Raw genomic sequence first — 15,023 nt, forward strand, 5'->3', positions numbered from 1 at the left:
AATGAATATAATTTTTATTATATGAAATAGAAAATAGATGGTTCTTTTCGAACAACTATTCTAACATTTTTAACCAATCATCCCATTCTTCTTTCGTATCACCAATTAGGCATGTTTGAATGTTCAACAGATCTCGAGCACCCATTTCTCCTATAAACCCAACCGAAAGGTTCTCATTTTTTTCTTGCAACAAATTCATGTCGTCCATCACGTTCTTAAGTTCTCGTCCGTCATCAAAAGAGACTACTACATATGTAGGTTGTATTTGCTCAACAGCTAACAAAATACCATCTTCCGCTAAGCTTGACCTAATATATATCACCTCATATCCCTTTAAACGTAAATACGTTGAGAAAACAAACCCTTTCAACATATTATTTTCTAACACGACAACTTTGTGTATAGAAGAAAATGCTGATGCATTATGATACACCATTCCTAGTCGAGTTTGTAAAAATGATACGACATATTGGAATTGCACCCATGTAACTTCATTATTATTTTTTAACGTTAACAATTTATTTGACACTTGAAGAACAATACTTGCTATAACTTTTTCTGTTGCATAAATACTAAAAGCCTCGTTTAACAATGCAGAAGTTGTAATTTCATCAAATTTTAACAAAGCTTGTAGTAAGTCGTCCACTAAAACAACTTCTCTATCGGAATGTATTTCTTTTTGAACACTACGCTGCAAACGATTCCCCTCTAATAATTGAACTGCTTGTCCAATCATCATGCCGGAAGAAACCTTGTCCATTAACCATTTCAAAATTTCAATATGCTCTTCTGTATATAATCGATGTCCCGCATGATTCCGCTTTGGGGCAATAATTTGATATCGTCTCTCCCATGCACGAAGCGTACTCGGCTGGATTCCAATTATATTCGAAACAGCTTTTATGTTATATTTCCCGTTTAGAGTTGGCATCATTTCCCTCCGCATAACGTAATAATATGTGTTTGAGCAGGTGCTCGGAAGCGAAGTGGAATCAACGTTGTTCCATACCCATTACTAACAAAAAGAGTCATATTTGAATGCTTATATACGCCACCTTTTAAATGTTTTTTAGATGGGAATAATCGAATCTGTCCCCCATGTGTATGTCCACTTAAAACAAGTGAAATTTGTTCTCCTCCAGACATTTTACTTATGATATCAGGGTTATGGCTAATTAATATGCGAAAACCATCTTCTTTGCAATCAGCCAACGCCAAATCTAAACGATCACGTTTCAAACCAACATCATCTACACCAAGTAAACAAATTTTTTCTCCTCGTTCAGACTCCAATACAACTCTTGTATTATCTAAAACTTTCACATTATTTTCTAATAACAAAGCATCTAATTCATGATATTCAATCTCATAATCATTATTTCCCCATACAAAATATACAGGAGCTATCGCTCTTAACTTTTGTATATTCGCAGAGATTTTCGATAAAGGGACACCTCTTTCCGCTAAATCACCGCCAATAATTACAAGGTCTACCTTTCCTTTTACTTGTTCAATTAACGAACTTGAAATGACCCTTCTATGAATATCAGAAATAAAAAACACCTTTACTTCTTGAAAACTTTTCGGAAATTCTTCAAATATTAAAGTATGTTCTAACACAGTATTACGCATCGCTTCTGTATACATTACAAGAAGAAATATAATACCAATACATATGAGAGTACTTAATAAGATAATCCATATCATATATTTTTTACTCCCCTCCTCATAAAGATAATCCTCAGTTTTTATAGTAGATATGTTACTAGCTATCCTGCTTTGCGGAATTACCTTTTATCGGAATTTTTAATTCTTGACCTATATTCACTTCATCTTCTTTTAAATCATTATACTTTTTAATCACTTCGATCCCAGTTTCATCTGAAAAATATTGCTTCGCTATACTTTCTAAAGTTTCTCCCTCTTTCACCGTATGCGTTACTACTTTCTCAGATGGTGCCCCGGATTCAGATTTAGCTGAATCAAAGAAAATGACCTCAAACGCACTTTTCCCAGCGTTATTACCATCACTTTTCACCTGAATATATTTATCTGTATACCATAAGATACTAATTGGTAGTAATATGAATAGAAATGTTAAAACTCGGACGAAAATATGATTCATTTTAAACTTTTCTTTTTTCTCTTTATTTCTATGAATTTCACTACGCGGCGGTAAACTTTCTTTTTCTTCCACTCGCTCAACTTCTAATTCCTCTTCAAAATCAGGAATTCGTTTTCTCATGTTGTTCACCACCACCTTCCATTTATTTTCTTAATTGGAGTCCCATTATAAAATCAACAAGAAAGTGTGCAAAGATTGTTATAAACAAATTTCCTGTCCATTGAAATACATAACCAAAGACAAAACTAATGAAACAGACGAAACAAAACAAAAATGGCTTTTTTATATACCGAATATGTAATACTGCAAATACTAAACTCGCTATTACAATTCCAAAGTGCGTCTGCACTACACCTCTAAATAGAAATTCTTCTGCAAAACCGATAATGAACGTAATAACAAGTAGATGCATAACTGACATTCCTTGAAACATTCTATCGTTAATACCACCATCATCAAACCAAGACTCTGGAAATACTCGCATTGCAACATAATCTAATAACACAATACCAATTGCTAATAAGCCACCTATTATAAGTATAGACACCGGTTCCCATTTCCATAGACTATACACCGATTTTATATCTCGGAATAATATATATGCTAGTAAACAACCGATACCGATAATAATGAACTGTGTGATATACAGGTTCAGCCTTATTTCTTTCGGACTCATATCTTCAATATTATGCCTTTGAATGTTCATCATTCCCCCATCTTTTCTAGACCGAAAAGCTTTTGTAACTCTGTTTCCCAATTATAGTCGAAATCCGATTGTTGCGCTTGTCTTTTTTTATAATCTGTTTTTGTAATACCACAATAGTCACAGCAATTTTTTAACTCGTTCTCTTTTCTATAACCGAACTGTTGCAGCAAATATTCACGTCTACATCCTTTCACTTGTATCCATGATTTCATGTTTTCTAGCTCACTATATTTATTACGCAGCCTTATTTCTACTTCAGCTATTAATCTGTTCATAATTTCATCTGACAAGCTCTCTAATTTTAATTTTCGCTGTTGTATGATTCCAAGCTTCTCAAGATGATAGCGGATGAAACGCCAATATTGTTCATTAAATCTTGCTGCATTATAACAAATTTCTTCTACCTCTTCTATTGGTAATTCTTTCGTTTGAAACATTCTTTCTTGTAGTAAAGAAAATAAAAATTGTATTTGCGACTGACTTGGCAATTCATCTTCAATTATTGAAATTGGCAAATCGTGATCTAACGGACTACATAGTAAGATAGCTATACTCGGTTCACCATCTCTTCCAGCTCTTCCGATTTCTTGTAAATAAGAAGCTATATTAGTCGGATAATGGAAATGAATAATATAGCTCGTATTCGACTTATTTACCCCCATACCAAAAGCACTTGTACATATTACAAGCTGCAACTGGTCATTCATAAACTGTTGTTGAATTAACATACGCTCTTCATGTTCCATACCACCATGATAAAAAGCGACACCAGTCACGCCTTTTCCTCTTAAATATTCCGTTAAACGTTCTGTCCACGCTCTACTTGAACAATATACAATTCCTGGCCCTTGTAAATACATCACCTGGTCCAAAAGCGCTTCTTTCTTCTCCTCTATCGTCTCCACAAATTGTACTTCCATTGCAATATTTGGACGATCAATAGAGTATACATGCTGCGTCACTTTCTTCAAATCTAAACTCTCCACTATATCTCGTAGCACATCTTTCGTCGCTGTTGCCGTTAATGCTAGCACTGTAGGAGACCCGATATTTTCAATGACCACATTTAGTTTTTTATAGTCCGGTCTAAAATCATAACCCCATTGTGAAATACAATGAGCCTCATCCACAACAAATAATGAAATATGAACTTTCTTCAATTCTCTTATTAACACTTCCGACTGCAACATCTCTGGTGAAACAAAAATAAATTTATATGAAGCTAATTTTTTCATCGCTTCTCTTTTTTCATGTAATGTCCGAAAACTATTAAATGCTATTACTCGGTTTTTCACAACATATTTTAATTGTGTCACCTGATCTTCCATCAAAGATAATAATGGTGATACAACAAGTACTGTTCCTTCTTGCATTAGCCCTGGAAGTTGATAGCACATAGACTTCCCTCTTCCAGTCGGGAGCATTGCTATAACATCTTTTCCTTCTAATAAATCTGTAATTACCCCTTTTTGCCCTGGTCGAAATTCAGAATATCCAAACCATCTATATAAATATTCCTCAAGCTTCATTTATACCCTCCATCCGCGCCAATACAAGACGGACCTCAAAATAAGAAATCCCCTCTCCAACCGCTTGTTTCAACTCACGCAACTTACGTGTTTGTAATGCTTCAATTACTTTTGTTACTTTATCTATTTTATCTTTTTCCATAAACATCTCGATTGAAAACTCTTTTTCTCGTAAAGCAATTTCAACAAAATGGTCTTCTATCGTTGCAACCTTTAAATTTCTAATTGTCGCTATTTCTTCTAAAGAACGTCCTTGTCTCCAAAAATTATATGTTTTTTTCGTTGATAAACTAAATAATTCAGCTCTCTCATTTGGGTAAGATATAATTTCCGCTAATAGCGGAAATTTATTTTCTTTATCGCGAACTTCTTGTATAAAGAAGTGAATTGTACCCCAAAATAAAAAATACACCCGAAATATATCTTGTTTCGTAATTTCCGCTAATTGCTGCAATGTACAACCGATACGTTCATATCCTGTTAATCGATATGTTACAATTGTCGCTTCTACCACATCACCTTTTCCTAAAAGATTATGTATTTCTTTCCATAATCTTTTCGCCAATTCACTTCTCCTATACGGTATACCTGTTAAAAAACGTTTCACCCACACCGTTATTTCTGTATCTTGTTGAATGGGAATAAATTTCGTATTATTCTGTTGTAAATTAGATATAGTTTGAATAATTAATGATACTCTTTTCCAAAATGTTTCACCTAATTCTCCATAGTGCAAACCATGTAAATGCGCGGGAAAAGCATACACTTCCTCCCATGTTTGCAACTGCATTTTACCTTTAGATGTTAACAAATATGTATTTCCATGTATTTCTTGAATTAAATCTGCTTGCAACAACTTTGCAACTTCACAATCATAATCTGTTCTATTTAACGATTTATACATTCCAAACAAAAAAGAAATTCGGAACATATTTCCATCTTGTAACGTTTGTGAAGATCGTTTTCCTTTTAATAAATAATAAATAGAAGAAACGGTCCTTTCACCATTCAATTGTTTTAAACAATACAATACAGTATATTGTAGTTGCATTACCGCTTCCACCTTTCAATCTAACTTAGTTACTTTTTAATATGATTGCACGATTAAACTTATCATATCGGCACTATGTACTTGTATATAGTATATTGTACCAAACGAAATAACATTTACGTATTTTGAAAATCTTGTGACATAATGCAAAAATTAGTTGACACTCTAATTGATAAGGATTATCATTATAATTTTATGTTGAAAAGTTTTAAAAACCGTTTTACAATAAGGTTATAATTTTTATGGCGAGCTTTTCACATACATATTATCAGGAGGGAAAAAAGATGGCAAAATATACAATCGTTGATAAAGATACTTGTATCGCATGTGGCGCTTGCGGCGCTGCTGCACCAGACATTTATGATTATGATGATGAAGGTATTGCATTTGTAACGTTAGACGATAACCAAGGTATCGTTGAAATTCCAGATGTATTAATTGAAGATATGATGGATGCATTCGAAGGTTGTCCAACTGACTCAATTAAAGTTGCTGACGAATCATTCGACGGCGACTCTTTAAAATTCGAATAGTTTTTTATTAACTTCAAAAAATATCCCTCATTAATATGAGGGATATTTTTTGTTTTCTATTTTCATTCTACTTAATAAAAAACCATTAGTAGTTCCATACTACTAATGGTTTTATTTTATATTTTATGCATTTTTCATTTTTGCAAACACCCATACTTTCAGGCGTGAGAATAACGCTACAAATACAATTGTCACAACAATTCCTTTAATCAAATTAAATGGTAAGATTGCCGTTACAACCGTTGTTCTTATAGCCTCGCTAGACATAGCTGGTGAATTTAAAAACCAAGTGTAAGCTGGGAATATAATGATGTAATTTAATACACTCATGATGAGCGCCATTGTAATTGTCCCTAGCATTAATCCTGTCGTTAAACTCTTAACAGTACGATACTTTCTAAATAAGAAAGCTGCCGGTCCAATAAATAAACATCCTGCAATAAAGTTGGCAATTTCTCCAACTGGTACTCCCGTTAAACTCCCTTGAATCCCGTAATGTAAAATATTCTTTATCGCCTCTACAATTATCCCTGCAACTGGTCCAAAAATAATCGCAGCAATTAAAGCTGGTACATCACTAAAATCAATTTTTAAAAATGGCGGAAGCCCTGGAAACGGGAAATCCAACATCATCAGTAAATATGCAATACTACTTAGCATCGCTACACTCACCATCTGCACTACACTGTTTTTTTGTTTCATCTTTCTCTCTCCTTTTCCATCGATCTTCTCATGGAAAGTGGAAAGGTTCTGCTATGCCTACTTTTTCATAGAACGAAAAAACCCTTTGTGTTTTACACAAAGGGAGAATTTAAGGCACATCAAACAGACGTTCAAATCCATATCTTTTTTGAACGCTTGAACCTCCATCTTCTCCCATCCAGACTATACTGTCGGCTTTGGAATCACACCAAATCCTGCCTTAACGGCTCGCGGGCTTAGAACAAAATCACATATAGTTCATCACCGCCGGTCGGGATTTTCACCCTGCCCCGAAGATAGACCGATATTCTATTTTCCACTTCATTATACAACAACATGATCGTGTTGTGAACAAAAAAAGTGTAACTTATTAAAAATAAGTTATTAATTTTATATAACCGAAACCAATCACTATACTTTACAATACACCCCATATTTTTTAGTATTAGGCATTTCTCCTATGAATCCACTAGTCATATATAGTTAAAAGTGATAAGATGTTGAATTGTTAAGATAAGAACATTTTCTGGATTATGGAGGAAATGTCATGAAGAAAGAAAAGAGACACTCTATTCGAGAAGCAATGAAAAAAAACTTAAGAAAAGAATACTTTTACTTAAAAAAAGAATTACTTTTCCACTGTCCAATTGATTTAGGCACATTCTCAAGCGAGACATACTATGCTGCTTTCGATGAAGATGGCATCAGTATTTATCAGTATGATAAAAAAACAGAGAGTAAATTAAAATTGTGTGAGCGTCATCCGTGGAAGAGTTGGAATAAAGTGAAGATTGATCACTACTTGACAACTTCACAATTTATTTTTCAAGGGGAGCGAAACTGGATATTATCCCTTTTCCAAAAAGGAAAAGAAGCTCAAAAAATAATTGAAGAGCATACATCTTTACAAACTGAAGTTGTTTCCCGCTCTTTCTTGAAAAAACTTCCAGGGTTCCGTTCTAATGCACCGTTGAATAAATACATCGGCAGCATTTGCTACACTGCACTTATTGCATTTTTATTAAAATGGATGATTCCATTTCAAGCACCACAAATTGCCCTGTACTCCATTTCAATCGGTTGTATGCTTCTTGGTCTACTTTGTTTGACAATCGGTTTAATTGAACCGACAATTGTACTGTTTCGGACAAACGAAAAAACAAGAACAAAAGTATTTTACTTATATAGCTACTTAGCTATTTCTGGATTTATATGTGTCTTTATTTTTTGGTAAAAGAAGAGCTAGTTAAACTAGCTCTTCTTTACTTTACGTATAATTGTTGATTTGGATAAATCCGATCTTGCTGCAGTCCATTTTTTTCTTTAACTTCCTTAACTGACATACTAAATTTCCGTGCAATACTAACTAAAGTGTCCCCTTTTTGAACGACATATAAGGATGAGGAAGCGACTTCATTTCTCTGTTCATGTAAAACAAGCAATGGATTCATCGCATTCTTTTTCGCCATCGTCCATCTTCCTTGATGAACTTCTAAATGTAAGTGTGCACCTCTCGATTCTCCTGTATTTCCTACTTCTCCAATTATTTCTCCTTTTGAAATATAATCCCCTTGAACTACATATCTCTTATTTAAATGTGCATATACAGCCTCATATTCTCCATGTTTAATAAATACAACGTTTCCATAACTACTTGAATAATAAGACTTTGTTACCTTACCATCTTGAATAGCTGCCACAGGCGCGCCAATCGGTGCCGCTATATCTATACCGTAGTGTTTTCCGTGCCTTGTCCCAAAATAATCACTTATCTGCCCTTCAACAGGCCATGTCCATTGGTTTCCCTCTGCGTACACATGTAATTGAGATAAAAACAGTACTGTCAATAACATGACGCCACATTTTAACACTTTCATATACATCCTCCGTTTTCTAATCAACACCATACCTTCTCTATTTTGGTATATTACAGAAAAAAGTATACAAAAAAAGAAAGTGAATCACTCCACTCCCTTCTCTTTTTTATCACGAAAAACGATTGCACTGCGATTATACTCCACGTCTTTGACTTGTAATCGAGCATTTATTACTCTAGCTACCGCAAACAAATAATCAGATAGTCTATTTACATACTTTAGAACAACTTCATTTGTTTCCCCTTCTTTTTGCAAGGACACTACACATCGTTCTGCTCGCCTTACAACTGTACGTGCCATATGAATAGCAGCTGCCGCTTCGCTTCCACCTGGTAAAATAAAACGCTCTAACGGCGGTGCTTCTTCTATATACAAATCAATCCTTCTTTCTAAGCTTTCGACCATTTCAATCGTTACTTTATAAGGAATTTTCCTCTCTACTACCGCCAAATCTCCCCCACAATCAAATAGTTCATGTTGAATGTTTTCAAGTTCATTGTAAATTTCTCCGAAAGACCCGCCTTGTAGTTTCGTCATTGCATATCCAATATGAGAATTCGCCTCATCTATCGTGCCATATGCTTCAACTCTGATATTATCTTTATCCACTCTGCCGCCTATTACACTTGTTGTCCCTTTATCTCCTGTTTTCGTATATAATTTCATCACTTCACGACACCCCTCTTATTATTCTTCATTCGACTAAGATAGAAAAAAGTTCTACTATTATTTATTTAATTGATTTTACAAAAAAATAAAAAACAGTAGAACTTTATTCATTATCAACTTTAAAAACGTATATCTAAATTATACGATTCGGTAAATATACAGAGAATGTAGTTCCCTCTCCAACAACACTTGAAACAGCAATTTTACCATCATGGCCTTGTACAATATTTTTTGCAATCGCAAGCCCGAGTCCGGTTCCAACTTTTTTCCCACGTGTTCTTGCTTTATCAGCTTTGTAGAAACGATCGAATAAAAATGGAATATCTTCTTCTGGAATGCCAGCACCCGAATCTTGTACTTCAAAAATAAGACCATTATTTTTCATATCAATTACAAGCGTTACATGTCCACCTGCATTCGTATGACGAATTGCGTTATCAATTAAATTCGTCAATACTTGTTCCATACGATCTGCATCAAACGGGTATTGCTCAATTGGATTTTGGAAATCAACCGTTAATGCGACTTCTTTATCCTTGGCAATTCCTTGGAATTTACGACCTATTTTTTCAACGAAAGGATGAATATCAACTTCACCTATATGTAACTCTACATTACCACTTTCCATACGCGCTAAATCTAATAATTCATTTACAAGTTTACCTAAACGAACGGATTCATCATAAATGATTTGAACAAACTCATTAATTTCTTCTTTCGTTTGCACAATATCATCTAAAATTGCTTCACTATATCCTTGAAGCATTACCATCGGTGTACGGAGTTCATGTGATACGTTCGCAATAAAGTCTTGACGCATTTTCTCAAGACGACGTTCTTCCGTCATATCACGCAATACAGCTACCGCCCCGCGAATTTTCGTCTGGTTGTAAAGCGGCGTCATAAGAACTACATAGTTCCCTTTTTGTAAGTTAATTTCAACTACTTGTTGTTGTTCACTTTCTACAACGAGATGGAATAGTTCAACAAGTTCAGAAGGTAGCTTTTTACTTAGCTCTATTTCTTTTTCTTCTTGCCAAACTTGTAAGAAATGTTCAGCCGGTGGATTGATTACAACGACTTCACCTTCTTGATTTAACGTAATAACCCCATCTGCCATACTACTTAAAATACTAGCTAACTGTTCTTTTTCTTGCTGCAGAGCATTCATATTAAACTTCAGCTGTTTTCCCATTTGATTTAAGGCTGTTGCAAGCTCACCAATCTCGTCCTGAGATACCATAGGAGCTTTCGCATCAAACTTCCCGCGCGCCACCTCAAAAGCAACCTCACGCATTTTACGGAGTGGTGCTGTAATTCGAGTAGATAAGAAGAATGCAAAGAAAGTTGTTAATATAATCGCAATCCCTGCTGATAAGAATATAAAATCAGTCGTTCTCTCCATACCTTGTATCGGAACTTTTAAAGATTCGTATACGAACACTGCACTTTGATTTTTCGACTGCACTGGTTTTCCGACAATCATAATATCATTTTCAGTGTTTTTATTCTTTCTACTATTAGAGGCTTTTCTAATGTTATTCTTAATTTCTTTTTTGTCTGTAAAAACAGCCGCTAATTCTTTATCTTCTTTCAAATCATCCATTGTAAGAGTAACTAACCCTTCTTGTTTCGGCGAAGAAGAGATTTCTTTACCATCTTCTACAATAATAATCCTTGAAAGAGGATCAGAGAATTTGTACGCGATATTCTCAATCGTTTTTACATCGGCGCCTTCTTCAATTAACTCTGAAACACTTGTTGCAACCTTTTGAAGCCTAGCTTCACTCATATCAACATAATATGTTCTAAAAAACTGTGAAAGTAAAATCGCAACAAATCCAAGCACAAACGAAACGAGAAGTAATATGGTCATCCATAACTTCCCTACTACACTTCTCCAAAGCATCAGTCGTTCACAACCTCAAACTTGTAACCTACGCCCCAAACAGTAACAATCATCTTCGCAGCATCTGGTGATTTTTTGCTTAACTTCTCACGTAAACGCTTTACATGCGTATCAACTGTACGTAAATCTCCGAAGAATTCATATTGCCATACTTCTTTTAGCAATTGCTCACGATCAAATACCTTATCAGGCGCTTTCGCTAAGAATAATAGTAATTCATACTCTTTCGGTGTTAAGTTCACTTCATTACCATCTGCTGTAACACGGTGTGCATCATTATCAATTGTTAAATGAGGGAACACAGTAACATCTTTTGTCGTTGTATCTTGTGTAAAGAATGTTGTTGGTACAGAACGTCGTAAGACCGCTTTCACACGAAGCACTACTTCACGTGGGCTAAATGGTTTCACAATATAATCATCAGTTCCTACCTCAAACCCTTGTACTCGATTTACCTCTTCACCCTTTGCTGTCAACATAATAATTGGCGTCGCTTTCTTCTCACGAACCCCTTTACACACTTCAATACCATCTTTACCAGGCATCATAAGATCTAACAGGATCAAATCGTAATCATTTTGTAACGCCATTTCTAAAGCTGTATCGCCATTGTCTGCTTCTTCAATTGTGTATTGTTCTCTTTCTAAATACATTTTCAACAAACGACGAATACGATCCTCATCGTCTACGATTAAAATTCTTGATTCATTTTCCATTTCTACCCGTTGCGTATTTTACCACAACGGTTTACACCTACCCTTCTTCACTAGTATGTTGCGCTATTCTCGTTTATTTAAGCAATCTTCTAAATGTTTCACTTCCCATATTATGCTTCACAAGAATAATAAAGTTTGTTCAATTTTTTTCCAAAACTATGTATTTTTTTTGAACAGTATATAATGTCCTCGACATCATTTTACAAAATCAACCGCTACTTTGTCATGTTTTTCTCAAAAAAGAAGAAAAGTTGACAAAAATAAAATAGGAAAGTGACATTCACTCTCCTATTTTATTTCTCTATGCGTATGAATGTAAACCCGCGATAATTAAGTTTACTACAATAAAGTTAAACATAATGATCGCAAAACCAATTACCGCTAACCACGCTGACTTCTCTCCATGCCACCCTTTTGATAAACGTAAATGTAATACCGCCGCATAAAAGAGCCAAGTAATAAGCGCCCAAACTTCTTTTGGATCCCAGCCCCAAAAGCGTGTCCACGCTATTTGTGCCCAAATCATCGCAAAAATTAATGCACCTAATGTGAAAACTGGGAATCCAATTGCAATAGATCGATATCCGATTTCATCTAGTAAATCACTATTCGTATTCTTTACTAACGGCTGAAGCGCCGCTGATACTCGTTTCCGTAAAACAAGTCTTAATACGATATAAAGTAACGTTCCGACTAACACAGACCAAATTACAGTATTTAATTTTTTCGCATTTACAATCGCTGGAACTTCAACTGTCGGCTCGAATTTATTTTCTGTCAATAACTTTCCTTCATGCGGTCCAACTAAAGCAGGAAGGTTGTACTTCATCTCCACTTGTTGTTCATTTTTATCAATCCATTGAAATTTCGCTTCATATTTCATACTAGAAAATACCGTTGTTACTCCAATAAATCCAACTGTACAAACAAGTGTGAACACGACCGCTTCTAACCAAAATGTACGTTTCGTTCTTTTTGATTGATCTACATTTTTCAATAAATACATTACGCCTGTAATAAAACTAATCGCTAAGATTGCTTGTCCTGCTGCTGCAGTCGTCACGTGAATATGTAACCAATTACTTTTTAAAGAAGGAATAAGCGGAGATATTTCCCTCGGAAACATACTTGCATAGGCAATTAATAAAAGTGCAACTGGTAATGCAAAGAGTCCGATTATACTTACGCGATACATAAAATACATGACAATAAATGCTCCGACAAGCATCATGCCGAAAAACGTACCGAATTCAAAAAAGTTACTAACCGGTGCATGTCCTGATGCAATCCATCTCGTAACAAAATATACTGTTTGTGCAATAAACCCTAAAATCGTAATCGTTATTCCTATATTTGCCCATTTATGACCTTTTTCTTTAATTGCTCCCCCGAAAAATAAAGTTGCAATTAAATATAAAATAAATGCGGTAAAGAGAAAGTTACTACTTATTTGCACCATATCGTTTCCCCACCTTAACTAATTTTTTTATCTACTACTTTATCGCTTGGCTGCGGAATTGCTGTACCTTCTAGTACTCTTTCAATATCTTTCTTTAAACCGAACCAATTTTTATTCGTATGTCCTGCAACCCACCATTCATCATTAACGCGTTGTATCCAAATACGGCGATGATTCCAATACATCCCTTGAATGACACCAACCATAAATATAAATCCTCCAATACCGAGAATCCAAAGCGTTAAATCTTTCCTTACAGTAAGTGCTGTTGCATTTTGCATTTCCACACCTGCAAACGACATTTTATATTTATTATTCCCATCTGGTTCTATATTTTGCTGAATACCAACAAAACTCACTTCACCATCTGGTGTTTCAGGCGTAAACATTTTAAACACAAATGCAGGGTTATTTGGTAATTTCGTTTTTGTATTTGGTCTTCCACTCTCATCAAAATAAAAATCAGGGAAATAGCTTAATAGTTCTAAAGAATAACCGTTTCCTAAATCATATTTCTCTGTAGGATTCGTTAAATCAACTTTAATCGGTCCCCACTTTTGATTATTTTCTTTGTTTTGCAAATGGAAGGACATGCTTTTAAATTCACTTTCTTTGTAATCCACTTGATAAACAGCAAATTGATCAAATTTCATTGGCTCATTTACTCGAATTTCTGCTTCTTTTACTTTTTCTAATTTTGGTTTTTGTCCAGCTATATTTTCGCCGACCACTTTATACAATACAGCATTCGTTTGGAAGTTTTTCGCAATCATCTTATCGCCTACACGATCAATCGCCTCATCAAAAACTTCCTTGTCCTTACTTTTATCATAAACTTCCTTTATAAACTTCTCGTTTTTTAAATAGTATTGCCCGTCCGTTCCAGGTATTTCTTTCGTTTCACCATCACGTAACCAAAGTGCTTCATCTACGTACATACTCGGTAAAAAACGGAGCATTGCACCGAATAAAAAGATAATAAGACCAATATGATTCACATATGGACCCCAGCGTGAAAACCGTCCCTTTTCAGCTAAAATGTTTCCGTCTTCCACTTTCACATTATAGTTCGTTTTCTTTAAATTCATTTGAATTTTTTCCAAATCACCATCTTGCGGTGTACCAGTACCGTATAATCTTTGTCTCTTTAAAAAACTAGGGTGTCTTTTCACCCCTTGCTTCTTTAAGGCTTTATAAAGCGGAATAACGCGGTCTAAGCTACATATCACAAGTGAAATACCAATTGAAGCAATTAAAATCATATACCACCATGAACCGTATAAATTATTAAATCCTAATTGGTAGTATAATTGCCCTAAAAATCCGTATTCTTGTTTATAATATTCAGCTGGTGCAATCCCTGGAGTTATGTACATTTCTTGTGGAAAAATAGTTCCTATCGCCGATGCAGCTAAAGTGATTACAATGAGCCATACACCCACTTTTACAGAAGAGAAAAAGCTCCAAATTTTATCGACTATCGTTTTTGTTTGCGTGAGAGATCTCCGAGCACTCCCCTCATAGCGCATATCCAATAGTTTTATATTTTCATTGCTTTCAAATGGTTTCCCACAAGCCTCACAAAAAACAGTTCCTATTGGATTAACATGTCCACATTCACACTTAATTTCTTTCAACACTCTCACCGCCCCTGTATCTATATGTACTATTGTATATTCTAACCTCAAGTTACCGCAATACTCAGAATTTTTAAACCGAAGGCGCTATAGGTAAGCGCCTCGTATGT

15 protein-coding genes and 1 riboswitch are annotated in these 15,023 nt (G+C 34.9%); of the genes, 2 read left to right on the forward strand and 13 right to left on the reverse strand.

Features of this window, described 5'->3' with window-relative positions:
* Window positions 1–55: 55 nt before the first annotated feature.
* The 6 genes from MR115_RS11780 to MR115_RS11805 are packed head-to-tail and all read right to left on the reverse strand — an operon-like array spanning window position 56 to window position 5,411.
* Complete coding sequence (locus MR115_RS11780; RefSeq protein ID WP_242241374.1) at window positions 56–931, reverse strand: MerR family transcriptional regulator; 876 nt, start codon at window positions 929–931, stop codon at window positions 56–58.
* A complete protein-coding gene (locus MR115_RS11785; protein ID WP_242241376.1) occupies window positions 931–1,707 on the reverse strand; it encodes a metallophosphoesterase in 777 nt (258 codons plus the stop codon). The genes MR115_RS11780 and MR115_RS11785 overlap by 1 nt, the downstream gene beginning before the upstream one ends.
* Window positions 1,708–1,765: 58 nt before the next feature.
* Window positions 1,766–2,245: a LysM peptidoglycan-binding domain-containing protein gene (locus tag MR115_RS11790; RefSeq protein WP_242241378.1), complete on the reverse strand. Its 480-nt coding sequence runs from the start codon at window positions 2,243–2,245 to the stop codon at window positions 1,766–1,768.
* A gap of 22 nt (window positions 2,246–2,267) precedes the next feature.
* On the reverse strand, window positions 2,268–2,831 hold the full coding sequence (locus MR115_RS11795; protein WP_073517756.1) for a CPBP family intramembrane glutamic endopeptidase: 564 nt from the start codon (window positions 2,829–2,831) through the stop codon (window positions 2,268–2,270).
* Window positions 2,831–4,360 carry a RecQ family ATP-dependent DNA helicase gene (locus tag MR115_RS11800; protein ID WP_242241379.1) on the reverse strand — a complete coding sequence of 510 codons (1,530 nt, stop codon included), beginning with the start codon at window positions 4,358–4,360 and terminating at the stop codon, window positions 2,831–2,833. The genes MR115_RS11795 and MR115_RS11800 overlap by 1 nt, the downstream gene beginning before the upstream one ends.
* Window positions 4,350–5,411, reverse strand: a complete 1,062-nt coding sequence (locus tag MR115_RS11805; protein WP_242241381.1) for a YpbB family protein — start codon at window positions 5,409–5,411, stop codon at window positions 4,350–4,352. The genes MR115_RS11800 and MR115_RS11805 overlap by 11 nt, the downstream gene beginning before the upstream one ends.
* Window positions 5,412–5,695: 284 nt before the next feature.
* Here MR115_RS11805 and MR115_RS11810 point away from each other — a divergent pair, with 284 nt between their 5' ends.
* Complete coding sequence (locus tag MR115_RS11810; RefSeq protein WP_001151994.1) at window positions 5,696–5,944, forward strand: ferredoxin; 249 nt, start codon at window positions 5,696–5,698, stop codon at window positions 5,942–5,944.
* A 123-nt stretch (window positions 5,945–6,067) separates the two neighbouring features.
* Here MR115_RS11810 and MR115_RS11815 read toward each other — a convergent pair whose 3' ends face one another.
* Window positions 6,068–6,646: an ECF transporter S component gene (locus tag MR115_RS11815; RefSeq protein WP_000810851.1), complete on the reverse strand. Its 579-nt coding sequence runs from the start codon at window positions 6,644–6,646 to the stop codon at window positions 6,068–6,070.
* A gap of 162 nt (window positions 6,647–6,808) precedes the next feature.
* Window positions 6,809–6,948, reverse strand: a riboswitch (FMN riboswitch).
* 245 nt (window positions 6,949–7,193) lie between these two features.
* Here MR115_RS11815 and MR115_RS11820 point away from each other — a divergent pair.
* The gene (locus MR115_RS11820) at window positions 7,194–7,880 is read left to right on the forward strand and encodes a hypothetical protein (RefSeq protein ID WP_061677822.1); all 687 of its coding nucleotides are present in this window, start codon (window positions 7,194–7,196) and stop codon (window positions 7,878–7,880) included.
* 28 nt (window positions 7,881–7,908) lie between these two features.
* On the opposite strand, the gene MR115_RS11825 is transcribed toward MR115_RS11820, so the two are convergent.
* The 6 genes from MR115_RS11825 to resB all read right to left on the reverse strand — a co-directional run bounded on the left by MR115_RS11825 (window position 7,909) and on the right by resB (window position 14,916).
* Complete coding sequence (locus MR115_RS11825) at window positions 7,909–8,523, reverse strand: peptidoglycan DD-metalloendopeptidase family protein (protein ID WP_242241382.1); 615 nt, start codon at window positions 8,521–8,523, stop codon at window positions 7,909–7,911.
* Window positions 8,524–8,607: 84 nt separating this feature from the next.
* Window positions 8,608–9,189: a cob(I)yrinic acid a,c-diamide adenosyltransferase gene (locus MR115_RS11830; protein WP_242241550.1), complete on the reverse strand. Its 582-nt coding sequence runs from the start codon at window positions 9,187–9,189 to the stop codon at window positions 8,608–8,610.
* 136 nt (window positions 9,190–9,325) lie between these two features.
* Window positions 9,326–11,101, reverse strand: coding sequence for a sensor histidine kinase ResE (gene resE / locus MR115_RS11835; RefSeq protein WP_080467683.1), 1,776 nt, complete (start codon window positions 11,099–11,101; stop codon window positions 9,326–9,328).
* Entirely contained in the window at window positions 11,101–11,817 is a 717-nt protein-coding gene (gene resD, locus MR115_RS11840) for a DNA-binding response regulator ResD (protein ID WP_000426862.1), read from the reverse strand. Before resD ends, resE begins: the two co-directional genes overlap by 1 nt.
* 301 nt (window positions 11,818–12,118) lie before the next feature.
* Window positions 12,119–13,276: a cytochrome c biogenesis protein ResC gene (gene resC / locus MR115_RS11845; RefSeq protein ID WP_242241383.1), complete on the reverse strand. Its 1,158-nt coding sequence runs from the start codon at window positions 13,274–13,276 to the stop codon at window positions 12,119–12,121.
* Between the two features lie 14 nt (window positions 13,277–13,290).
* On the reverse strand, window positions 13,291–14,916 hold the full coding sequence (gene resB / locus MR115_RS11850; protein ID WP_242241386.1) for a cytochrome c biogenesis protein ResB: 1,626 nt from the start codon (window positions 14,914–14,916) through the stop codon (window positions 13,291–13,293).
* Window positions 14,917–15,023 lie beyond the last annotated feature (107 nt).

The sequence above is a fragment of the Bacillus cereus group sp. BfR-BA-01309 genome (assembly GCF_022664315.1).
Classification (GTDB): domain Bacteria; phylum Bacillota; class Bacilli; order Bacillales; family Bacillaceae_G; genus Bacillus_A; species Bacillus_A mobilis.